Genomic DNA, 21,456 nt, shown 5'->3' on the forward strand with positions numbered 1-21,456 from the left:
ATCGGGTCGCACCGCCATCGTTTAAAGTTTTTCGGAGTTCGCCATGGCCGTCGCCGTTCCCCTGAACGAGGTCTCCAGCCCCACCTTGAAGAAGCGCCTGGCGCATGCCGAGCGGATCAACCGCTGGAAGGCGCAGGCGCTGATTGCACCCTTGGTGATCTTTTTGCTGCTGGTGTTTCTGGTACCGATTGCGGCACTGCTCTACAAAAGTGTCGGTAACCCGGAGGTGGTCGAGGGTTTGCCGCGCACGGTGGTTGCCGTTGAAAGCTGGGACGGCAAGGGCTTGCCCGCCGAGCCTGTGTATAAGGCACTGAGTGAAGACCTGGCCGAAGCTCGCAAGAATCAAGTCTTGGGCGATCTGTCCAAGCGTCTGAATATGGAATTGGCCGGCTACCGTAGCCTGTTGATGAAAACCGCCAAGGCGCTGCCCTTCAAGGCTGCCCCAGAATCGTACAAAGATGCGATGGAAGGGATTGATGAGCGTTGGGGCGACCCGGCGTACTGGCAGGCGATCAAACGTAACAGCTCCAGCGTGACCGCGTTTTATCTGTTGGCGGCTGTCGATCATCGCATCGACGACCTGGGTGAAATCGCCCAGGCAACCCCTGATCAGTCGATCTATCTGGATATCTTCGCTCGTACTTTCTGGATGGGCTTTGTGATCACCTGTATTTGCCTGGTGCTGGCCTACCCGTTGGCGTACTTGCTGGCCAACCTGCCAACACGGCAAAGCAACCTGTTGATGATCCTGGTGCTGTTGCCGTTCTGGACCTCGGTGTTGGTGCGGGTCGCGTCCTGGATTGTGTTGCTGCAGTCGGGCGGCCTGATCAATAGCGCACTGATCAGCATCGGCCTGATCGACAAGCCGCTGGAACTGGTGTTCAACCGCACCGGGGTCTACATCTCGATGGTGCACATACTGTTGCCGTTCATGATTCTGCCGATCTACAGCGTGATGAAAGGTATCTCGCCTACCTATATGCGTGCAGCCATCTCACTGGGTTGTCATCCATTTGCCAGCTTCTGGCGGGTGTACTTCCCGCAGACTTACGCCGGTATTGGGGCGGGTTGCTTGCTGGTATTCATCATTGCGATTGGTTACTACATCACCCCGGCCTTGCTTGGCAGCCCGAACGACCAGATGGTCAGCTACTTCGTGGCGTTCTACACCAACACCAGTATCAACTGGGGTATGGCGACAGCATTGGGCGGCTTGTTGTTGCTGGCGACCGTCGTGTTGTACCTGATGTACAACTGGCTGGTCGGCGCCAGCCGCCTGCGTTTGAGTTAAGGAGAGCGCCATGTTGAGCCCCTACATGTCACCCGTTGAGCGGGTCTGGTTCTACAGCTTGCGCATTCTTTGCGGGCTGATTCTGCTGTTCCTGATTTTGCCGGTTCTGGTGATTATTCCGTTGTCGTTCAACTCGGGCAGCTTTCTGGTGTATCCGCTGCAAGGCTTTTCGTTGCACTGGTATCAGGACTTCTTCGCTTCAGCTGAGTGGATGCGTGCCTTGAAAAACAGCGTGATCGTGGCTCCGTTGGCCACCGTGCTGGCGATGGTATTTGGCACGTTGGCGGCGATCGGCCTGACCCGAAGTGATTTTCCGGGCAAGGCACTGGTGATGGCCCTGGTGATCTCGCCGATGGTGGTGCCAGTTGTGATCATCGGTGTGGCCAGTTACCTGTTTTTTGCGCCGTTGGGCATGGGCAACAGCTACATCTCGCTGATCGTGGTGCATGCGGTATTGGGTGTGCCGTTTGTAATCATTACCGTGTCGGCCACGTTGCAAGGTTTTAACCAGAACCTGGTGCGAGCGGCTGCCAGCCTGGGTGCTTCACCGCTGACCGCCTTTCGTCGAGTGACATTGCCACTCATTGCACCGGGGGTGATTTCAGGTGCGCTGTTTGCCTTTGCGACATCGTTTGATGAAGTTGTGGTCACCCTGTTTCTGGCTGGGCCTGAGCAGGCGACCTTGCCACGGCAGATGTTCAGCGGCATCCGTGAAAACCTCAGCCCTACCATTGCTGCAGCGGCCACCTTGTTGATCGCGTTTTCGGTGGTGTTGTTGCTGACGCTGGAATGGTTGCGCGGTCGCAGTGAGAAGTTGCGCACGGCGCAGGCTTAAACCCAGCAGGCATCCCACAAGGGGTAATCGCCGATCCGCGTGGTCAATTGGGCGCGGATCGGGTTTTTGATGAGGTAGCGGGCGATGTCTTTTATGTCCTCCTCTTGCCTGACTGCCCTGTCGTGATAGCCCTTTTGCCACAACCGTCCGCTGGATTGACATGCCTGATTGACCGTTACGCTGCTGCGTGATTTGAAGCGGCACATCAACTCGCCCAAGGTTTTACGGCGTAGCTCTACGAGCCAGTGGCAGTGGTCGGGCATGACCACCCAGGCTATGGACCTGACGATACCTTCGTCATGAGCTTGCCGAAACTGGTTCACCACAAGACGGCCCAGATGGAAGTCGGTAAAAACTGGCCGGCGTAGTTCGGTGACGGTGGTGAGTAGGTATATGTGGCCGGGCTCGGAGTAGCGTCCGATACGCAGGCGACAAGCGCTGTTTGAAATTGGCAATCCATTGCCCTCAGTTTTGGTTGTTTCTAACGCTAGATCAGCCATCGACAAGTTAACAAGCAAACACTTAACCGGATATTGCACTCTGCTACGGTTGGCATTGGGCCAATCATCGCGGTCACGGTGTGCGGCACATAGCCAGCGGTATACAATGCGCGCCACCGTGTTTAGCCCACTAAAAGGTGCGTCATGCAGCCCTTCGCTATTGCCCCATCGATTCTTTCTGCCGATTTCGCCCGTCTTGGCGAAGAAGTGGACAACGTACTCGCCGCGGGTGCTGACATCGTTCACTTCGATGTCATGGACAATCATTACGTACCCAACCTGACCATCGGCCCGATGGTTTGCGCAGCCTTGCGCAAGTACGGCATCACCGCTCCCATCGATGCGCATCTGATGGTCAGCCCGGTTGACCGCATCATCGGCGACTTTATCGAGGCCGGCGCGACCTACATCACGTTCCATCCCGAAGCGACCCAGCACATCGACCGCTCCCTGCAACTGATCCGCGAAGGCGGCTGCAAGGCAGGTCTGGTGTTCAACCCGGCGACACCGCTGGATGTGCTCAAGTACGTCATGGACAAGGTCGACATGATCTTGCTGATGAGCGTCAACCCGGGTTTTGGCGGGCAAAAATTCATCCCGGGCACGCTGGACAAGCTGCGAGAAGCCCGTGCGTTGATCGATGCTTCCGGTCGCGAAATTCGCCTCGAAATCGACGGTGGCGTGAACGTTGGCAACATCCGCGAAATCGCTGAAGCAGGCGCCGACACCTTTGTCGCCGGTTCAGCAATTTTCAATACCCCGAACTACGAAGAAGTCATTCAAAAAATGCGTGCCGAGCTTGCGTTGGCACGTCCATGAGCCGTTTTGAGCAGCTACTCCAAGGTCAGTTGCCAAAGCTGGTGATGTTCGATCTGGATGGCACCCTGATTGATTCAGTACCGGATTTGGCTGTCGCCGTGGAGACCATGCTGCTCAAATTGGGCCGCCCCCCCGCCGGCATTGAGAACGTGCGGCTGTGGATCGGAAATGGCGCACCCATGCTGGTGCGTCGTGCCCTGGCAGGCGACATGGACGGCAGCGGTGTCGACGACGCCGACGCCGAGCAGGCGCTGGAAATTTTCATGGAGGCTTACGATGGCGGCCATGAGCACACCAAGGTTTATCCCGGCGTACGCGAAAGCCTCAAGTGGCTGCAAAAGCAGGGCGTTGAAATGGCCTTGATCACCAACAAGCCTGAGCGCTTTGTTGCGCCTTTGCTGGATGAGTTGAAGCTGGGACGGTTTTTTCGCTGGATTATCGGTGGTGATACCCTGCCACAGAAAAAACCCGACCCTGCCGCGCTGTTGTTTGTGATGAAAATGGCGGGTGTTACTCCCGCCCAGTCGATGTTTATCGGCGATTCGCGCAATGACGTGCTGGCGGCAAAGGCTGCCGGTGTGCGTTGCGTAGCCCTGAGCTATGGCTACAACCATGGTCGACCGATTGAAGAAGAATCACCGGATATGGTGATTGGTAACCTGCAAGAACTGATAGCCGGTTGCTTAGATTCTACGCCTGAGATAACGTTGAGCAATTCTGCTTCCCCCTCTCGAAGAGACTCTATCGTGGTGGTCACTCGCAAACTCTGGATGAAAGTTATCAAGGCCCTGGCCCGTTGGCGTTGGCGCGCCTGACTTGAATCTGGCCGCACAGTCGGCACGTTTGCACACCTGACCGTTCTACCCTCAGACCACGAGGCACCTCATGATCCGCGAAGAATTCCTGCGTTTGGCCGATGCCGGCTACAACCGTATCCCCCTTGCACGTGAAACCCTTGCTGACTTCGACACACCGCTGTCGATCTACCTGAAACTGGCTGACCAGCCCAACTCCTATTTGCTGGAGTCGGTGCAAGGCGGTGAAAAGTGGGGCCGTTATTCGATCATTGGTTTGCCCTGCCGCACGGTTTTGCGTGTGCATGATCACCAGGTCAGCGTGACTCATGATGGTATCGAGATCGAGTCCTGCGAAGCTGAAGATCCACTGACCTTCGTTGAAGCGTTCAAGGCTCGATATAACGTGCCGACCATTGCCGGTTTGCCGCGTTTCAATGGTGGCCTGGTGGGCTACTTCGGTTATGACTGCGTGCGCTATGTAGAAAAGCGTCTGGGCAAGTGCCCGAATCCTGATCCACTGGGTGTGCCAGACATTTTGCTGATGGTGTCGGACGCTGTTGTAGTCTTCGATAACTTGGCCGGTAAGATGCACGCCATCGTGCTGGTTGATCCGTCTCAGCCTGAGGCCTATGAAGAAGGTCAGGCTCGGCTTGAGGCACTGCTCGAGCAGCTGCGTCAGCCGATTACCCCACGTCGTGGCCTGGACTTCACTGCACAGCAAGCAGCTGATCCGGTGTTCCGCTCCAGCTTCACGCAGAACGACTACGAAAAAGCCGTCGACACGATCAAGGACTACATCCTCGCAGGCGATTGTATGCAGGTGGTGCCGTCGCAGCGCATGTCCATCGATTTCAAGGCCGCGCCGATCGATTTGTATCGCGCGCTGCGTTGTTTCAACCCGACGCCCTACATGTACTTCTTCAACTTTGGCGACTTCCACGTAGTGGGTAGCTCGCCGGAAGTGCTGGTGCGGGTCGAAGACAACCTGATCACCGTGCGCCCGATTGCCGGTACTCGCCCGCGTGGAGCTACTGAAGAGGCCGACCTGGCACTCGAAGAAGACCTGCTCAGTGATGACAAGGAAATCGCCGAGCACTTGATGCTGATCGACCTGGGTCGTAACGACACGGGCCGTGTCTCTGAAATCGGCTCGGTCAAGCTGACCGAGAAGATGGTGATCGAGCGTTATTCCAACGTGATGCACATTGTGTCCAACGTGACGGGCCAACTGAAAAGCGGGCTGACAGCGATGGACGCACTGCGGGCGATTCTGCCGGCGGGCACGTTGTCCGGCGCACCGAAAATCCGCGCCATGGAAATCATCGATGAGCTGGAACCGGTCAAGCGTGGTGTCTATGGCGGCGCGGTCGGTTATTTCGCCTGGAACGGCAATATGGACACCGCAATTGCCATCCGCACGGCGGTGATCAAGAACGGTGAGCTGCATGTACAGGCTGGCGGCGGCATTGTCGCTGACTCGGTCCCGGCCCTGGAATGGGAAGAGACGCTGAACAAGCGTCGTGCAATGTTCCGTGCCGTGGCCCTGGCCGAGCAAACCCCGCGGGATTGAACCTGGTGGCATCCATTGTGGGAGCGAGCCTGCTCGCTCCCACAAAAACTGCGGTGTTTTTAGAAGTTCAAGCTAATCCCGATATTGGCTCCCTGCTGAGCTACATCATCACTCTTCCTTACGTTGTAAGCCGCCTGCAGCATAAGGTCGGCAGTCAGCCTGTGGCTGATCCCCAGGCTGATGCGGTCAAGGTTGCTTTGCGGTGTATAGCCTTCGAGCTTGAAACTGTTGTTGGGCAGGCTATTAAGCGCGATGCTCAGGCGCTGAGTGGCATCCTGAAACTCATGCTCATGGGCGGCTTCGCCAAACACCCGGGTCTGGGCAGTGAACTGGTAGCTGGCGAGCAAGCCCGCGCCAATGCGACTTGAAACGAGTGTCTGCTCTTCGAAACTCAATGCGGTCGAGCGCCGTCCTTTTTCTTCATAACGGCTGACCTCTACTCGCGAGTAATCGGCGCTGATAAAAGGCGACAGGCTCCACGGAGCCGAGGCCTGTGCGATGTCATACCCCAGACGTGTGCTTAATGCCCGCAGGTGGCCGTCGGTTTGTCCTTTCTCCATCCCTTCGCTGGTGCCAAGGGCGAATTTTCGATTGAGATCGTCGTAATCCAGTCTGCCCAGGGTCAGCGCGGCATCACCCCACCAATGATTGTGTTGGTATTGCGCAAATACGCTGCCCAGATAGCTATTGAGTTTGTAGTCCGATTCGTGGGCGCCCGTTTCGAGGCGTTGCCGGTAAAGTCCGGTCGCAACGCCCAGTCGCCAGTGTTCATCCAGTCGATAGCTGGTGCCGATATTGACGTTAAAGCCTCTGCCATCAGCACTGACAGAGGTGTTTTGCTCGTCAATATTCAAGCGTTGCCCACCCCCCGCGACGAACGCTCGCCATTGCCCTGGAGCTTGCCATTGACGGTTGTCGCTGCCCCACTGATTACGCAGCTGGTCTTGGTGGGCGTTCAGCGTGCCTTGTGCCATCACCGGTAGTAGCGTCACCTCCCACGGAGCGGCGAGCAATGAGTGGGCATAGTCGGCGATTAACCGTTGCCCTGCTTCGGTGGGGTGGACCGAGTCGTTGAATAACAGCCTGGCGGGATCGGGTGTCGGGCTGCTGATGCCGTACTGCGGGTTCTCTGTGCATTCGTCACCGCTGAAGCAGGTGCCCACGAGGTTGTGCCCGGTGGCCAGGCCAAAACGGGAAGGATCGGAGACCGCCTCACGGAACAAGAGCGGGATGTTGAGGGGGATGACTTCAGCATCTATCTGGCTGAGTTGATGGGCCAGTTCGGTGTTGAATGCAGCGCTGAGGTAGCTGCTGCCGGCCTGTGCAGGCGTGCCGTAAATGGCCGGGGTCAGGCCCAGGTCAGGCAACATCCAGACCATGATGTAACGCGCCCCGGCCTGTTGCAGGGCGAAGGCGCTGTCTGCCAGATTCTGCGCGGCTTTAGCTGCCTCGGCGGGGTTTCTCACTCTCTCGTCAAGGAAGTCGTTACCGCCGCCGGAGATGAAATACAACGCTTTGGGGTCGGCTTTGAAGCCGTTTTCCACCAGGTAGCCGCGTCGGCTGCGCAATGTTGAGCCTGCCCCGAACCAGTCTCTGGGTACGGTTACTTTTGACACTTTGGTAATGGATTTGAATATCTGGTCAGTCCGATATCCGCCAACTGCCCAGTTGTTGCCATCGATGTCGCCGGTCATCGACGTCGACGGCGCAAGATCGCCGGGGGCGATGCCCAGCTTTGCTCCCAACAGCATCGGTGCAACAGGAGCATAGGCTTCACCCTTGAACTCCTTGTAAGTAGGCCCGGTGCGGTTGGTGAAGCGGGTGCTGTCGCCGACGGCGCCACTCAAGTCGATGTATTGCCCCGAGTCACTCAAACTGTCGCCGAACACGATCATCGTGGAGTAGGGGGTTGGGGCCGCTATTACGCGTTCGCTGACGAAGGACAGGATGCATCCCGCCAGGGGGATGAGGAGTGAAAGTCTGCGCATGAGGAGATCTTTTTTTATTGTTGGGAGCGCGGACACTATCAAAACAATTTGTATTAAGTGTTTCGTTTCAAATAAAGACACAAAGTATTGTCTATCTGTTTTGCCCCGTATTTGCTGCCCCGTGTTGCGCCTTCTGCGAGGCTACGTTACTGTGCCGGGACGTAGAAATGAGACCCTTCCTGTGTTGATCATCAGCAAACTCTTTATGCGAGTTCTCAAGGCCCACGGCCGTTGGCGTTGGCGCGCCTAATATTTCTCTGCCGGCCTCGCCGGACCTGCCCCTTGCGTTTTCATGAATGGCTGCCCCTCGGTTGGTGTGTTCAAACCAGCAACTGAAACTGCGGGCATAGCGTTCTGAAAACAGTTTTGAATGTCAGTGAATTCAGAGGTTTAGCAACATGCTGCTGATGATCGATAATTACGACTCTTTTACTTACAACGTTGTGCAGTACCTCGGCGAGCTGGGTGCAGAGGTCAAGGTTGTACGCAACGATGAATTGACCGTGGCCCAGATCGAAGCGCTCAAGCCTGAGCGCATTGTGGTCTCGCCCGGCCCCTGCACGCCGAACGAGGCGGGTATTTCCCTCGAAGTCATCAAGCACTTTGCCGGCAAGCTGCCGATCCTGGGCGTGTGCCTTGGGCATCAGTCCATCGGCCAGGCATTTGGCGGTGATGTGGTTCGTGCCCGGCAAGTGATGCATGGCAAGACCAGCCCGGTGTATCACCTCGATAAAGGGGTATTCCAGGGCCTGAACAATCCGTTGACCGTGACCCGCTACCACTCGCTGGTGGTCAAGCGTGAAACCTTGCCGGACTGTCTGGAACTCACCGCCTGGACTCAGCTTGAAGACGGCTCTGTGGACGAGATCATGGGCCTGCGCCACAAGACGCTGAACATCGAGGGGGTGCAGTTTCACCCTGAATCGATCTTGACCGAACAGGGTCATGAATTGTTTGCCAACTTTCTTAAACAAACCGGCGGCACGCGCTAAGGACTTCAAATGGACATCAAGACAGCCCTGAACCGTATCGTCGGTCATCTCGACCTGACCACTGATGAGATGCGCGACGTCATGCGCGACATCATGACCGGTCAATGTACCGAAGCGCAGATCGGCGCGTTCATGATGGGCATGCGCATGAAGAGCGAAAGCATCGACGAGATCGTCGGTGCCGTGACGGTCATGCGCGAGCTGGCTGACAAGGTTGAACTCAAGACCCTCGATGGTGTGGTCGACATTGTGGGTACCGGTGGTGATGGCGCGAATATTTTCAATGTGTCAACGGCTTCGGCGTTGGTGATTGCCGCAGCAGGCTGCACCGTGGCCAAGCATGGCAACCGTGCTGTCTCGGGCAAAAGCGGCAGTGCCGACTTGCTGGAAGCAGCCGGGGTATATCTGAACCTGACACCGGTTCAAGTCGCCCGTTGCATCGACAGCGTGGGCATCGGTTTCATGTTTGCCCAGTGTCATCATGGCGCCATGAAGCACGCCGCTATCCCGCGTCGCGATCTTGGCCTGCGTACCCTGTTCAATATGCTTGGCCCGCTTACGAATCCGGCCGGTGTGTTACATCAGGTGGTCGGCGTGTTCAACCAGGCACTGTGCCGTCCGTTGGCTGAAGTGTTGCAGCGTTTGGGCAGCAAGCACGTATTGGTAGTGCATTCCCAGGACGGGCTGGATGAATTCAGCCTCGCAGCCCCCACCTATGTTGCAGAGCTGAAGAACGGCGAGATCACCGAGTATTGGGTTCAGCCTGAAGATCTGGGTATCAAGAGCCAAAGCTTGTTCGGTCTGGTAGTTGACAGCCCAGAGCAGTCGCTGGAGCTGATTCGCGATGCGTTGGGTCGTCGTAAAACTGAAGCGGGCCAGAAAGCCGCTGAAATGATCGTACTCAATGCGGGCGCCGCCTTGTACGCCGCGGACCTTGCCTACACTCTCAAAGAGGGTGTGGAGTTGGCCCACGACGCGTTGCACACCGGATTGGCCCGTGAAAAGCTCGAAGAGCTGGGTGCATTTACCGCGATTTTCAAGCAGGAGAATGAAGCATGAGTGTGCCAACCGTTCTGGAAAATATTCTGGCGCGTAAAGTTCAAGAGGTTGCCGAGCGTAGCGCCCGCGTGAGCCTGGCCGAACTTGAGCGTATGGCCGCTCTGGCTGATCCTGTTCGCGGTTTTGCCAACGCGTTGCTGGCGCAGGCCAAGAAAAAACAACCTGCGGTGATTGCCGAAATCAAAAAGGCTTCACCGAGCAAGGGCGTGATTCGCGAGCACTTCGTGCCTGCCGAAATTGCCAAAAGCTACCAGTCGGGCGGCGCGACGTGCCTGTCCGTGCTGACCGATATCGATTACTTCCAGGGTGCCGACGCGTACCTGCAGCAGGCCCGTGCGGCCTGTACCTTGCCGGTGATCCGCAAGGATTTCATGATCGATCCGTATCAAATCGTCGAAGCCCGGGCTTTGGGTGCCGATTGCGTGTTGTTGATCGTGTCCGCTCTGGACGACGTGAAAATGGCCGAGCTGGCAGCTGTCGCCAAAAGTGTAGGGCTTGATGTGTTGGTTGAAGTGCATGATGGCGATGAGCTTGAGCGCGCACTTAAAACTCTGGACACGCCGCTGGTGGGTATCAACAACCGCAACCTGCATACCTTTGAGGTCAGCCTGGAAACCACGCTGGATCTGTTGCCGCGTGTGCCACGCGATCGTCTGGTGATTACCGAAAGCGGAATTCTTAACCGTGCGGATGTTGAGCTGATGGAAATCAGCGAAGTGTATTCGTTCCTGGTTGGCGAGGCCTTCATGCGTGCCGAGAATCCGGGCAATGAGTTACAGCGATTGTTCTTCCCTGAGCGTGCTGTAGCGGTAACCGGTTCGACACTGGACTGACTCGCAAAACTACCTGTGGGAGCGAGCCTGCTCGCGATGGCATCAGCTTATTTACCTGATAGACCTCGGCGCCTGCATCGCGAGCAGGTTCGCTCCCACAGTCATTGTTGTTCTGCGCTCGAAAGGATTCGCATGCCTCTGATCAAACACCTCACCGTCGAAGCTGGCCTTAAGGCCGAGCAGGATTTGCTGGCCTCGGTTTGTGCGGGTGAAATGGAGGCGGGTGTGTTGTTCTGGCAGCCCACGGATCGGGCGTTGGTGATGCCGCGGCGTCTGAGTCGCTTGCCGGGTTTTGAGCAGGCCGGTATTGAATTGGCTGCCAGTGGCTGGCCGATTCTGTTGCGTGAGACCGGTGGCGAGCCTGTGCCTCAGTCCGCCTCGACGATCAACATCGCTCTGGTCTACGCACCTTTGCGCAGTGAAGGCGATCACGGGCGCATCGAAACTGCGTACCGGCGCTTGTGCGAACCTATTTGTGATTTGCTGACACAGTTGGGCGGGACGGCATCATTGGGGGAGGTTGAAGGCGCATTTTGTGATGGCCGTTTCAACGTCAATCTCAATGCACGAAAACTGGTGGGTACCGCTCAGCGCTGGCGCCAGAGTCAAGGCGGGCAGCGACCTGTCGGTCTGGTACATGGTGCATTGCTGGTAAATAACGAACGTGAGTCGATGGTGGCAGCGGTCAATCGTTTCAATCAGCTGTGTGATCTGGAGCAACGCTGTCTTGCCGACAGTCACATCGCCTTGCACGAAGCGTTCGCTGCCCCTGATTTCTTTGAGCGCCTGAGTGCCAGTTATCAACAGATTTTGGCACCCTTGCTCAAGTCTTAGCGTGTGCCGAAGACCACCATGGTTTTGCCTTTGACGTTGACCAGGTTCTGTTCTTCCAGACCTTTGAGTACGCGTCCTACCATCTCTCGAGAACAACCGACGATTCTGCCGATTTCCTGGCGGGTGATCTTGATTTGCATGCCGTCCGGATGGGTCATGGCATCGGGTTGTTTACACAACTCAAGCAGACAACGTGCAACCCTTCCGGTGACATCAAAGAATGCCAAATCACCGACCTTGCGCGTAGTGTTACGCAGGCGTTGTGCTATTTGGCCACTCAGCGCGTAAAGAATTTCTGGTTCTTGCTGAGTGTATTCTCTGAACTTTGGATAGCTGATCTCTGCAACTTCGCACTCGGTCTTGGCTCGAACCCATGCGCTGCGCGACTGCTCTTGCCCCGCTTGTTCAAACAAGCCCAATTCGCCAATAAAGTCTCCGCTATTGAGGTAGGCAATGATCATTTCACGACCTTCCTCGTCCTCAATCAAAACTGTGACCGAGCCTTTGATAATGAAGAACAGGGTGTGTGAAGACTCACCTGCACAAATGATATTACTCTTGGCTGGATATCGTTTGCGTTGGCAAAAAGTCAAAAACTTGTCGAGGTTTTTGATCTTGGGTATGGGAGTAAGAGCAACCATGGTTGTATCCCGAGAAGCGTACACAGTAAGGGTTAAATCTATTTTTATATAGAGCGCTTTCTGGCTGGCGCCAGCGATTTGGCGCCAGCTTACCAGACAGGTTCTGTGCGGATTGCAGAATTTTCTGAGTGTCTGGCCAGAGAAACGCTTCAGTGCGGCGAGTTATCAGTTTCCGGCCCTGTGCTAAGCTGGCGCCCCTTTTAAAACAGTGGAGTCTGGGTGATGAAGGCACGCATTCAATGGGCTGGCGAAGCCATGTTTCTGGGCGAGTCAGGCAGCGGCCACGTCGTTGTGATGGATGGCCCGCCTGAAAGCGGTGGTCGTAATCTGGGCGTACGCCCGATGGAGATGCTGCTGCTAGGCTTGGGTGGTTGCAGCAACTTTGACGTTGTGAGCATTCTCAAGAAGTCGCGTCAGGCGGTTGAGAGCTGTGAGGCGTTCCTGGAGGCGGAGCGCGCCACCGAAGATCCAAAGGTTTTCACCAAGATCCATCTGCACTTTGTGGTCAAGGGCCGTGGTTTGAAAGAAGCCCAGGTCAAGCGTGCCATTGAGTTGTCGGCCGAGAAGTATTGCTCGGCCTCCATCATGCTTGGCGCGGCAGGCGTTGCCATCAGCCACGATTACGAAATCATCGAGCTGGGCTGAGCAGTGTTTCAGCCTTCAAGGCTGAGCCGGGTCGCCGTTACGCCAGCAGCATAAAAAAAGGGCCTGAACTCAGCCCTTTTTTTATGCGCCTGTATTGCTCATGCGGTGGCCGCTGTCGAAGGCAAGAGGCTGCGATCAGATGCGGTACGTGCTTTTGGTCATGACCTTGGCCATCAGGCTCATGCCGAACTTGATCGGGGCAGGGAAGCGGAAGCCACCCGCATTGAGTGCAGACTCAGCGTGCTGCTCTTCGTCGATCCGCATTTGCTCAAGAATTGCCCGGGACTTTTCGTCCTCGGCCGGCAACTGCTCAAGGTGCTCGTTCAGGTGCTTGCACACCTGATCTTCAGTCGCAGCCACAAACCCCAAGCTGACTTTGTCGCTAATCAGGCCTGCGGCTGCGCCGATCCCGAAGGACATGCCGTAAAAAAACGGGTTCAGCACGCTGGGATGGCTACCCAATTGGCGGATGCGTTGCTCACACCAGGCCAGGTGATCGATTTCTTCATCAGCTGCATGTTCCATTGCTTCGCGCACGTGCGGGAGCTTGGCTGTCAGTGCCTGACCCTGATACAAGGCTTGAGCACAGACTTCGCCGGTGTGGTTGATGCGCATCAGACCGGCAACATGGCGAGTGGCCTGCGAGTCTAGCGGGTTTTCTGGTTTGACGATGGCCGGTGATGGCCGATGAGGCTGGCCGCTGAAGGGCAGCAATGTGCGCAGGGCGGTATCGGCTTGTAACAGAAGACGGTCAATCGGCGAGTAGTGACGTTGGTTAGTCATGCTGACCTCCGGAAAAAATCACGGCGGTCAGTTTACCCCAATCACAGGGGGGGCGTTTGCGTTGGATCATGGATGGAGGTGGGAACCGTGCGGCTCCCACGTCAAAGTCGCGTACCAATCAGCCCGGCGGCCAATTCATCTGGCGTTGACCCAACACGTGCATATGAATGTGGTAAACCGTTTGGCCACCCTTTTCATTGCAGTTCATCACCACGCGGAAGCCGTCGTCGCAGCCCAGCTCTTTGGCAAGACGTTGTGCTGTGAAGAGAATATGGCCGGCCAGCAGCTTGTCTTCTTCGGCCAGGTCGTTGAGCGTGCGTATCGGCTTTTTCGGGATAACCAGAAAGTGGACCGGTGCTTGCGGGGCAATATCGTGAAAAGCGAGCACTTGATCATCTTCATAGATGATCCTGGCGGGTATTTCACGGTTGATGATCTTGGTAAACAAAGTATCCAAAGCAGTGTCTCCGTGAGTGAAGTCCGGTTTGAGTGTACTCAGGGCAGTGAGTTACGCCCAGTTGTCGTTATCGAGGGCAGTAGGATTTGTTGACCGAGGCGGCTATTTTCCGCGTCATCCAGCGAGGGATAACGCGCGGAAAGCGAGATAGCCAGCGGTTGCGACGTCCTGGAATGATGATCGCCTTGTTTTTATCGAGTGCCCGCACGGTGTAAAGCGCAACTTCTTCAGGACTCATGGCACCGGCACTTTGCTTGATGGGGTCGGTGTTCATTTTGGCCGCATCAAAAAAACGGGTTCGGGTGATACCTGGGCAAAGTACCGAGACCTTGATACCGGTTTTTTTCACTTCTTCGCGCAAGCCTTCTGAAAAATGCAGGACGTACGCTTTGCTGGCGAAGTAGGTGCTCAGCCACGGACCGGGCTTGAAAGCTGCAATCGAGGACACATTGAGAATCTGCCCGCCGCCCTGTACCGCCATCATGTTGCCAATGGCATGGCACAAGCGGGTGAGTGCCAGCACGTTAAGTTCGATCAGGTCTTGTTCGGCGCTCCAGTCATGGGCCAGGAAAGGGCCGCAGGTGCCGATACCTGCGCAATTGACCAGCAGGTCGATCTGACGGTCACCTTCTTCAAGCTCCAGCAAAAAGCCTGACAAGCGCAAAGGCTCACCCAGGTCGCAGGCGCGGAACAATACCTCGACGCCAAAACGCTGGGTCAACTCAAGCGCAATGGTTTCCAGCGCATCCCGCTGGCGGGCCACCAAAATCAAACTGCGCCCGCGTCGGGCAAGAGCCTCAGCCAGAGCCAGGCCAATGCCGCTGGAGGCGCCGGTGATTAAAGCGTAACGGGTCATGCTGTTCTCCATTGCAACGGTACAGTCCGGTGACAATGATGTCCCTGGCGTTAACGCGTTCATTAAGGCGGGCAGTCTACATGCTGTTGCTGTTGACTGCGTTGATCAACGCAGTCAACAGGCCCAAAGCAAAAAGGGCGATCATTACGCAGATGCTCAGTCCAATCAGAAAGATGGTAATCGCGGCCAGAACATTCACTGCCCGGCTGTTCGGCGGTGGCGGTGGCCCGTATTTATTAGGGCCGGGTGTGCCAGGCATTAACAGCATCATCAGGGCCAGGACCAGATTGGCCACGGGTACCAAATGCAGCAACAGCATCCATGCGGACCAGTTGAGGTCATGTAAGCGCTGAGCGCTGATTCTCAGGCTGATGATGAAATAGGCCAGTGTGAGGGTTGCACCGCAGGTAATGCCAAGCGTGGGAGAGACCTTGATGGCGAGCAAAACCAGAAGTGATGTCACCATGGCGATGATGGTGATTACCATGCTCCAGGCCAGCAGTCGTAAACGCCCGATCCGGCCGCTGAACCCTGTTGGGTCTAGCACCGCGTACTGTTCTTGAGGTGTTTTGTTCAGGCTAAGCTCGGCCACAGTGGCTTCCTTGTCCGGAGAGGGTTAAAAAAACCCGCCGAGAATGGCGGGCTTGGTAATGTCAGTGTTGCGGCCAATGCTGGGCGAGCCTTGAAGTGAGGCTTTGCGCCTTGCGGTATTCCTCATCCAGGCGTGCGATCAATTGATCGGTTGTTGGCAGGTCGTGGATTTCTCCTACACCTTGGCCCGCAGACCAGACCGTTTTCCACGCTTTGGCTTCATCGGTCAGTGGTTTGAGTTTATTGCTTGCACCTGTTTCGTTTTTGCCTTGGAGTGCCGCGAGGTCGAAACCTGCATTTTCAAGACTCTGGCGCATAAAACTGGCGGGCACACCCGATACCGCCGGGGTGTGAATGATATCGGCGGCGCGGGATGCCAGCAGCATATCTTTGTAGGCGTCAGGTGCATGGCTTTCTTGGGTAGCGATAAAGCGTGTGCCAAGGTAGGCAAGGTCTGCCCCCAAAATCTGGGCTGCGAGAATCTCGTGCCCATGATTCATGCAACCTGCCAGCAGTACGGTCTTGTCGAAAAACTGTCGTATTTCGGCGAGCAATGCAAAAGGGCTCCAGGTACCAGCATGACCGCCAGCTCCTGCAGCGACGGCAATAAGGCCGTCGGCCCCGGCTTCAGCTGCTTTCTCAGCATGACGTCGGGTGGTGACATCGTGAAAAACCAAGCCACCGTAGCTGTGAACGGCATCAACGACCTCTTTGACTGCCCCCAAGCTCGTAATCACGATCGGCACTTTATGTTCGATGCAAATCGCCAGGTCCGCCTGCAGCCGTGGGTTGCTGTTATGCACAATCAGGTTCACGGCGTAGGGGGCAGGGTTATCCAATACGGCGAGTCCAGCTTCGATTTCTTCAAGCCAGGCCTTGAAACCACTGCTCTCGCGCTGGTTGAGTGCAGGAAAACTGCCTACCACTCCATTGCGGCAGCAGGCCAGGACAAGCTTGGGGTTGGAAATCAGAAACATGGGGGCTGCAACTACCGGCAGACGCAAGCGTTGTTCAAGCAGGGCGGGCAGTGACATGGATAACCTCGGATCGTTAAGAAGTGAGTTTAAAACGGTTTGACCACGGCCAGAATTACGATCGCCAGCAGAAACACGACCGGTACTTCGTTGAACCAGCGATAGAACACATGGCTGCGTTTGTTCTCGCCGCGGGCAAAGCGTTTTACCTGCGCACCACACATGTGGTGATAACCGATCAACAGGATTACCAGCGTCAGTTTGACGTGCATCCAGCCCTGGCTGAAATAGCCGCTTGGGTTGAGGCTGATCAACCAGCCGCCGAAAATCAGGGTCGCAATCATTGCCGGGCCCATGATGCCGCGATACAGCTTGCGTTCCATGATGCTGAATCGCTCTTTGCTAACGCAATCGTCGCTTTGTGCGTGGTAAACAAACAGGCGGGGCAGGTAAAAGAGGCCAGCAAACCAGCAGACGATGCTGATGATGTGAAAGGCTTTGAGCCATAGATAAAGCATTTTTAGTTATTCCCAGGTTCACGGTAGATCAAATAGTAGTAGTAGAGCGCCCGGGAGTCACCTTGGCGGTTGTCGCAGGGGCTCGGTATCCCTATTATCGAGGGCTTTCCAGTGGTTTCGTTGAGGGCAGGTTATGGTCAAGGTCGGTATTGTCGGCGGCACGGGTTACACCGGGGTCGAATTGCTGCGTTTGCTGGCACAGCACCCGCAGGCTGAAGTGGTTGTCATCACTTCTCGATCCGAGGCTGGCCTGCCAGTTGCCGATATGTATCCCAACCTGCGCGGTCATTACGACGGCTTGGCCTTCAGCGTGCCGGACACTCAAACACTGGCAGCGTGTGATGTTGTGTTTTTCGCAACGCCTCACGGTGTAGCCCATGCCTTGGCTGGCGAACTGCTGGCTGCAGGCACCAAGGTTATCGACCTCTCGGCGGACTTCCGCTTACAGGATGCTGATGAGTGGGCCAAGTGGTACGGCCAGCCTCACGGTGCTCCAGAACTGCTGGAAGAGGCGGTTTATGGTTTGCCGGAAGTGAATCGCGAACACATCAAGCAGGCACGACTGATTGCAGTGCCGGGATGCTATCCCACCGCAACTCAATTGGGGTTCATTCCTTTGCTGGAGGCGGGTCTGGCGGATACCGCGCAGTTGATCGCTGACTGCAAGTCGGGCGTGAGCGGCGCCGGTCGTGGCGCGAGTGTGGGTTCGCTGTACGCCGAAACGTCAGAAAGCATGAAAGCCTATGCAGTAAAAGGTCATCGTCATCTGCCGGAAATCCGCCAGGGTTTGCGTCGCGCAGCTGGGAAAGACGTAGGCCTTACCTTTGTACCGCACCTGACGCCGATGATTCGCGGTATCCACTCCACGCTGTACGCGACCGTAGTCGACCGCTCTGTTGATCTGCAGGCGCTGTTTGAAAAGCGTTACGCCAACGAACCGTTTGTTGATGTGATGCCTGCGGGAAGCCATCCGGAAACCCGGAGTGTGAGGGGCGCCAATGTATGCCGCATTGCCGTGCATCGGCCACAGGATGGCGATCTGGTCGTGGTGCTGTCTGTGATCGACAATCTGGTCAAGGGCGCTTCTGGTCAGGCCGTTCAGAACATGAACATTATGTTTGGCCTGGATGAGCGTCTGGGCTTGTCACACGCTGGCATGCTGCCTTAAGGCAGCAGGTTTTAAGCGTCAGGCAGTCATTAAGGGGGGGCGTTTTACGAGCCTCTTCCAGACAGCAGCCTGGCGTTGCTACTTATGAATAGTTGACCGCTTTTCTAGGAGAAGCGGATAATGCGCGTCATCACGCATTATGGCGGCATAGCGCCGGGAGATAGTCAGCATGAGCGTCGAATCCTTCACCCCCATGGCTTTGCAATTCACCGAAGGTGCTGCGCACAAGGTGAAGAGCCTGGTCGATGAAGAGGGTAATGATCGTTTGAAGTTGCGCGTTTTTGTTACGGGCGGCGGTTGTTCCGGTTTTCAATACGGTTTTACCTTCGATGAAGAAGTGGCCGATGACGACACCCTGGTTGAGCGCGAAGGCGTAAGCCTGGTGGTCGATCCAATGAGCTTCCAGTACCTGGCGGGTGCCGAGGTGGATTATCAGGAGGGTCTGGAAGGGTCGCGTTTTGTGATCAAGAACCCTAATGCCACCACAACCTGTGGTTGCGGATCATCGTTCTCGATTTAAATGTGTCGTACAGGCTTCACACTTAACGCCGCGTAGATTCGCGGCGTTTTGCTGTCTGCGCGTTGAGCTGAGTGTCAGGCGGGGTAGATGGCGCCCAATATACGCAGACCGCGTGCGCCAGTGACGCTGGGGCGGTTGGTAGGGATGCTTTCCAGGCAGCAGTGCGCCAGCCATGCAAAGGCCATTGCTTCGACCCAGTCGGGGTCTACCCCTTTGACCTGGGTGCTGTTCACTTGGGCGGGAGCCAGTAAGTCTGCCAGTCGGGCCATCAATGCAGCATTGTGTGCGCCGCCACCGCATACCAGCAGTTCGTCAGTGTTCGGCTGAGCGGCGCGCAGTGACTCTACGATGGTCTGTGCGGTGAGCTCCAGCAAGGTTGCCTGAACGTCTTCGGCCGGGAAGGTCGGAAGGTTGAACAGATGCTGTTTCAGCCATGCCAGGTTGAACACCTCGCGCCCGGTGCTTTTCGGGCCTTTGGTCTTGAAGAAGGGATCGCTGAGCAGGGCATTGAGCAACAGTGGCTCAACCTTGCCGCTGGCTGCCCATTGTCCGTTACGGTCATACAGTTCACCGCGCCGCTCTTGTATCCAGGCATCTAGCAGTACGTTTCCTGGGCCGCAGTCGAATCCTGCAACGGGAGCAGTAGGAGTTATCAGGCTTAGATTGCTGAATCCGCCTACGTTCAGTACTGCCCTGCTTCCGATGTCAGCCGTGAACAAGGCTTCGTGAAAGGCAGGCACCAAGGGTGCGCCCTGGCCTCCGGCCGCCACGTCACGACGACGAAAATCACCTACGACGCAGATGTTGGTCAATTCGGCCAGGAGTGCCGGATTGCCGATCTGTACGGTGAAGCCTTGGGCGGGCTCGTGCCGTATGGTCTGGCCATGACTGCCGATCGCCCGGATATCTGATGGGGAGAGTTGTTGCTGAGCAAGGAGCGCGTTGACACCCTGTGCGGCCAGTTCTACCCAGTGATTCTCGGCGATTGCGCAGCGGGCCACTTCGTCATGGCCGCTGGCGCACAACCCCAGGAGCTCGCTGCGCAGCGCTTCTGGCATCGGGATGTAATGGGTAGCGAGCAGAGTGATGCCAGGCTCGAGCTCTATAAGAGCGATGTCCATGCCGTCCAGGCTGGTACCGGACATCACACCTATATAGAGGGCCATTGCTTAGCGCTTGCTCGAGGCCAGGAGGGTGGCCTTTTCCTGGTTCATGCGGGCCATCAGTGGCTGGCTTTGCTGCAGGAAGCGGGTGCGTTCAGCTTTGGCAATCGGATCGGACATAGGCAGCTTCTGGCCCAGCGGATCAACGTGGACGCCATTGACCTGGAACTCGTAGTGCAGATGCGGACCGGTCGAAAGGCCGGTTGTGCCGATGTAACCAATCACTTGGCCCTGCTTGACCGAACCGCCGGTTTTGACGCCTTTGGCGAAGCCCTGCATGTGACCGTAAAGCGTGCGGTAGGTGTTGCCGTGTTGAATGATTACGGTGTTGCCGTAGCCGCCACGACGACCAGCCAGCAGTACTTTTCCATCGCCGGTAGCTTTGATTGGAGTGCCGCGGGGGGCTGCGTAATCCACGCCTTTGTGAGCACGGATCTTGTTCAGGATCGGATGCTTGCGACCTGAAGAAAAGCGCGAACTGATGCGGGCAAAGTCTACAGGGGTGCGGATGAATGCCTTGCGCATGCTGTTGCCGTCGGCGGTGTAGTAATTGCTGTTGCCTTGCTTGTTGGTGTAACGAACCGCGGTAAAGGTTTTGCCGCGATTGGTGAAGCGCGCAGAGAGAATGTTGCCAGTGCCTACGGTTTTGCCGTTGATCACTTTCTGCTCATAGATCACTTCGAACTGGTCGCCTGGTCGGATGTCCTGAGCGAAGTCGATGTCGTAGCCAAATACCTTGGCCATATCCATCGTGGTGCTGTGAGGCAAGCCTGCACGCTGGCCAGAGACCGAAAGCGAGCTGCTGATTACGCCATGGGCGTACGCAGTGCGCATGGTCGGTTGTGTGGTGACCCTGCGAAAGGTATAGCCCTTGGCGCTTTTATTGAGGGTAATGGTCTCAAGATCGCTGACCTGACTATGCAGTTTGTTCAGCTGCAAGCCGTCGGGACTCATCTCAAACTCGAGCTTTTGGCCATGCTTGAGCTGGCTGAATTGTTTGGCTTGCTTGTCGCTGGCCAGGACTTCATGCACAGAGGTAGGTGGCAGGCCAACCTTCTGGAACAAGGTTGAGAGCGTGTCGCCCTTGCTTACGATCACTTCGCGATGGGTAGGTGCGGCTGGTGCTTCAGGTTCGACTTTGGCAGTCGCAACCGGTGCGTTGTCCTGCTGTTCGATCTGTGCAAATGGCGATGGATTCGCTTCATTTGTGGCTTGAACGAGCTCGGCAGCGTCTTGATCTTGTGTCAGTTGTTCAGCAGGTGTTTCCAGCTCCAGATTTAGAGTTGTTCTTTTTGCTTCCACTTCGCTGGAGGGAAATACCAGCAAGGCCAAGCTTAAGAGAGCGGCGATACCACTTGCGGCGAGCAGGTGGGTCTTCGGATAAAGCGGTGGCGCTTTAGGCGGTTGACTGGTCATAGATGATTTTGACTTTGAGATAAAGGGTGAATTGGAAAAGATGACTGACACATTGAATATGAAATAACTGTATAAAATATAACCAAATCGCCCTTGAAGCAAGTCCGCGAGCTGTTCACGCGCGGATAGTCAGCCGTATGCCGGCCAGAACTTGTAATTAGTCCCTGATCTTGTATCGTTGGTTCCCTTTGAATTTGAGCCTTACG

23 protein-coding genes are annotated in these 21,456 nt (G+C 56.2%); 12 read left to right on the plus strand and 11 right to left on the minus strand.

Annotated features, from left to right (window positions below):
- The first annotated feature begins 43 nt into the window (after positions 1-43).
- Together RGV06_RS16810 and RGV06_RS16815 are read left to right on the plus strand one after the other, a co-directional pair.
- Positions 44-1,291, plus strand: coding sequence for an ABC transporter permease (locus RGV06_RS16810; RefSeq protein WP_046810030.1), 1,248 nt, complete (start codon positions 44-46; stop codon positions 1,289-1,291).
- A gap of 10 nt (positions 1,292-1,301) precedes the next feature.
- Positions 1,302-2,126 (plus strand): ABC transporter permease, encoded by an 825-nt coding sequence (locus tag RGV06_RS16815; protein ID WP_019823113.1) that lies wholly within the window; start codon positions 1,302-1,304, stop codon positions 2,124-2,126.
- On the opposite strand, the gene RGV06_RS16820 is transcribed toward RGV06_RS16815, so the two are convergent.
- Entirely contained in the window at positions 2,123-2,581 is a 459-nt protein-coding gene (locus RGV06_RS16820) for an REP-associated tyrosine transposase (protein WP_037031864.1), read from the minus strand. The two genes, RGV06_RS16815 and RGV06_RS16820, sit on opposite strands and share 4 nt — an antisense overlap.
- A gap of 189 nt (positions 2,582-2,770) precedes the next feature.
- Here RGV06_RS16820 and rpe point away from each other — a divergent pair, with 189 nt between their 5' ends.
- The 3 genes from rpe (at position 2,771) to trpE (ending at position 5,812) form a co-directional block, all read left to right on the plus strand.
- The gene (gene rpe, locus RGV06_RS16825) at positions 2,771-3,445 is read left to right on the plus strand and encodes a ribulose-phosphate 3-epimerase (RefSeq protein WP_019823117.1); all 675 of its coding nucleotides are present in this window, start codon (positions 2,771-2,773) and stop codon (positions 3,443-3,445) included.
- Positions 3,442-4,260 (plus strand): phosphoglycolate phosphatase, encoded by an 819-nt coding sequence (locus tag RGV06_RS16830; RefSeq protein WP_322150590.1) that lies wholly within the window; start codon positions 3,442-3,444, stop codon positions 4,258-4,260. The genes rpe and RGV06_RS16830 overlap by 4 nt, the downstream gene beginning before the upstream one ends.
- 70 nt (positions 4,261-4,330) lie before the next feature.
- On the plus strand, positions 4,331-5,812 hold the full coding sequence (trpE, locus tag RGV06_RS16835) for an anthranilate synthase component I (protein WP_046810032.1): 1,482 nt from the start codon (positions 4,331-4,333) through the stop codon (positions 5,810-5,812).
- A gap of 59 nt (positions 5,813-5,871) precedes the next feature.
- Here the strand turns inward: trpE and estP are convergent, their stop codons facing one another.
- On the minus strand, positions 5,872-7,800 hold the full coding sequence (gene estP / locus RGV06_RS16840; RefSeq protein WP_322150592.1) for an esterase EstP: 1,929 nt from the start codon (positions 7,798-7,800) through the stop codon (positions 5,872-5,874).
- Positions 7,801-8,198: 398 nt separating this feature from the next.
- On the opposite strand from estP, the gene RGV06_RS16845 reads away from it, so the two are divergent.
- The 4 genes from RGV06_RS16845 (at position 8,199) to RGV06_RS16860 (ending at position 11,518) form a co-directional block, all read left to right on the plus strand.
- Positions 8,199-8,792, plus strand: a complete 594-nt coding sequence (locus tag RGV06_RS16845) for an aminodeoxychorismate/anthranilate synthase component II (RefSeq protein ID WP_019823124.1) — start codon at positions 8,199-8,201, stop codon at positions 8,790-8,792.
- A gap of 9 nt (positions 8,793-8,801) precedes the next feature.
- Positions 8,802-9,851: an anthranilate phosphoribosyltransferase gene (gene trpD, locus RGV06_RS16850; protein WP_019823126.1), complete on the plus strand. Its 1,050-nt coding sequence runs from the start codon at positions 8,802-8,804 to the stop codon at positions 9,849-9,851.
- Positions 9,848-10,684 (plus strand): indole-3-glycerol phosphate synthase TrpC, encoded by an 837-nt coding sequence (gene trpC, locus RGV06_RS16855; protein ID WP_198821684.1) that lies wholly within the window; start codon positions 9,848-9,850, stop codon positions 10,682-10,684. The genes trpD and trpC overlap by 4 nt, the downstream gene beginning before the upstream one ends.
- 132 nt (positions 10,685-10,816) lie before the next feature.
- Entirely contained in the window at positions 10,817-11,518 is a 702-nt protein-coding gene (locus tag RGV06_RS16860; RefSeq protein ID WP_322150595.1) for a lipoate--protein ligase family protein, read from the plus strand.
- Here RGV06_RS16860 and crp read toward each other — a convergent pair.
- Positions 11,515-12,159, minus strand: coding sequence for a cAMP-activated global transcriptional regulator CRP (gene crp, locus RGV06_RS16865; protein WP_019823132.1), 645 nt, complete (start codon positions 12,157-12,159; stop codon positions 11,515-11,517). The genes RGV06_RS16860 and crp overlap by 4 nt on opposite strands.
- Positions 12,160-12,381: 222 nt before the next feature.
- Here crp and RGV06_RS16870 point away from each other — a divergent pair, with 222 nt between their 5' ends.
- Positions 12,382-12,804 (plus strand): OsmC family protein, encoded by a 423-nt coding sequence (locus RGV06_RS16870; RefSeq protein ID WP_003444470.1) that lies wholly within the window; start codon positions 12,382-12,384, stop codon positions 12,802-12,804.
- Between the two features lie 135 nt (positions 12,805-12,939).
- On the opposite strand, the gene coq7 is transcribed toward RGV06_RS16870, so the two are convergent.
- From coq7 to hemJ, 6 genes are all read right to left on the minus strand, one after another.
- Positions 12,940-13,587: a 2-polyprenyl-3-methyl-6-methoxy-1,4-benzoquinone monooxygenase gene (coq7, locus tag RGV06_RS16875; RefSeq protein WP_019823137.1), complete on the minus strand. Its 648-nt coding sequence runs from the start codon at positions 13,585-13,587 to the stop codon at positions 12,940-12,942.
- Between the two features lie 118 nt (positions 13,588-13,705).
- Positions 13,706-14,044 (minus strand): histidine triad nucleotide-binding protein, encoded by a 339-nt coding sequence (locus RGV06_RS16880; RefSeq protein WP_019823138.1) that lies wholly within the window; start codon positions 14,042-14,044, stop codon positions 13,706-13,708.
- Positions 14,045-14,111: 67 nt separating this feature from the next.
- Positions 14,112-14,900: an SDR family NAD(P)-dependent oxidoreductase gene (locus tag RGV06_RS16885; protein ID WP_019823139.1), complete on the minus strand. Its 789-nt coding sequence runs from the start codon at positions 14,898-14,900 to the stop codon at positions 14,112-14,114.
- A 76-nt stretch (positions 14,901-14,976) separates the two neighbouring features.
- Positions 14,977-15,492, minus strand: coding sequence for a DUF805 domain-containing protein (locus tag RGV06_RS16890; RefSeq protein WP_019823140.1), 516 nt, complete (start codon positions 15,490-15,492; stop codon positions 14,977-14,979).
- 61 nt (positions 15,493-15,553) lie between these two features.
- Positions 15,554-16,525: an NAD(P)H-dependent flavin oxidoreductase gene (locus RGV06_RS16895; RefSeq protein WP_198821686.1), complete on the minus strand. Its 972-nt coding sequence runs from the start codon at positions 16,523-16,525 to the stop codon at positions 15,554-15,556.
- Positions 16,526-16,554: 29 nt separating this feature from the next.
- Positions 16,555-16,983, minus strand: coding sequence for a protoporphyrinogen oxidase HemJ (gene hemJ / locus RGV06_RS16900; protein WP_019823142.1), 429 nt, complete (start codon positions 16,981-16,983; stop codon positions 16,555-16,557).
- Positions 16,984-17,116: 133 nt separating this feature from the next.
- Here hemJ and argC point away from each other — a divergent pair, with 133 nt between their 5' ends.
- Both argC and erpA read left to right on the plus strand, forming a co-directional pair.
- The gene (argC, locus tag RGV06_RS16905) at positions 17,117-18,151 is read left to right on the plus strand and encodes an N-acetyl-gamma-glutamyl-phosphate reductase (RefSeq protein ID WP_019823143.1); all 1,035 of its coding nucleotides are present in this window, start codon (positions 17,117-17,119) and stop codon (positions 18,149-18,151) included.
- Between the two features lie 169 nt (positions 18,152-18,320).
- Entirely contained in the window at positions 18,321-18,671 is a 351-nt protein-coding gene (erpA, locus tag RGV06_RS16910; protein ID WP_016782396.1) for an iron-sulfur cluster insertion protein ErpA, read from the plus strand.
- Between the two features lie 74 nt (positions 18,672-18,745).
- Here erpA and RGV06_RS16915 read toward each other — a convergent pair whose 3' ends face one another.
- Both RGV06_RS16915 and RGV06_RS16920 read right to left on the minus strand, forming a co-directional pair.
- Entirely contained in the window at positions 18,746-19,837 is a 1,092-nt protein-coding gene (locus RGV06_RS16915; protein WP_046808572.1) for an anhydro-N-acetylmuramic acid kinase, read from the minus strand.
- 3 nt (positions 19,838-19,840) lie between these two features.
- Positions 19,841-21,250: a peptidoglycan DD-metalloendopeptidase family protein gene (locus RGV06_RS16920; protein WP_019823149.1), complete on the minus strand. Its 1,410-nt coding sequence runs from the start codon at positions 21,248-21,250 to the stop codon at positions 19,841-19,843.
- Positions 21,251-21,456 lie beyond the last annotated feature (206 nt).

The sequence above is a fragment of the Pseudomonas sp. CCI3.1 genome (assembly GCF_034313985.1).
Lineage (GTDB): Bacteria > Pseudomonadota > Gammaproteobacteria > Pseudomonadales > Pseudomonadaceae > Aquipseudomonas > Aquipseudomonas psychrophila.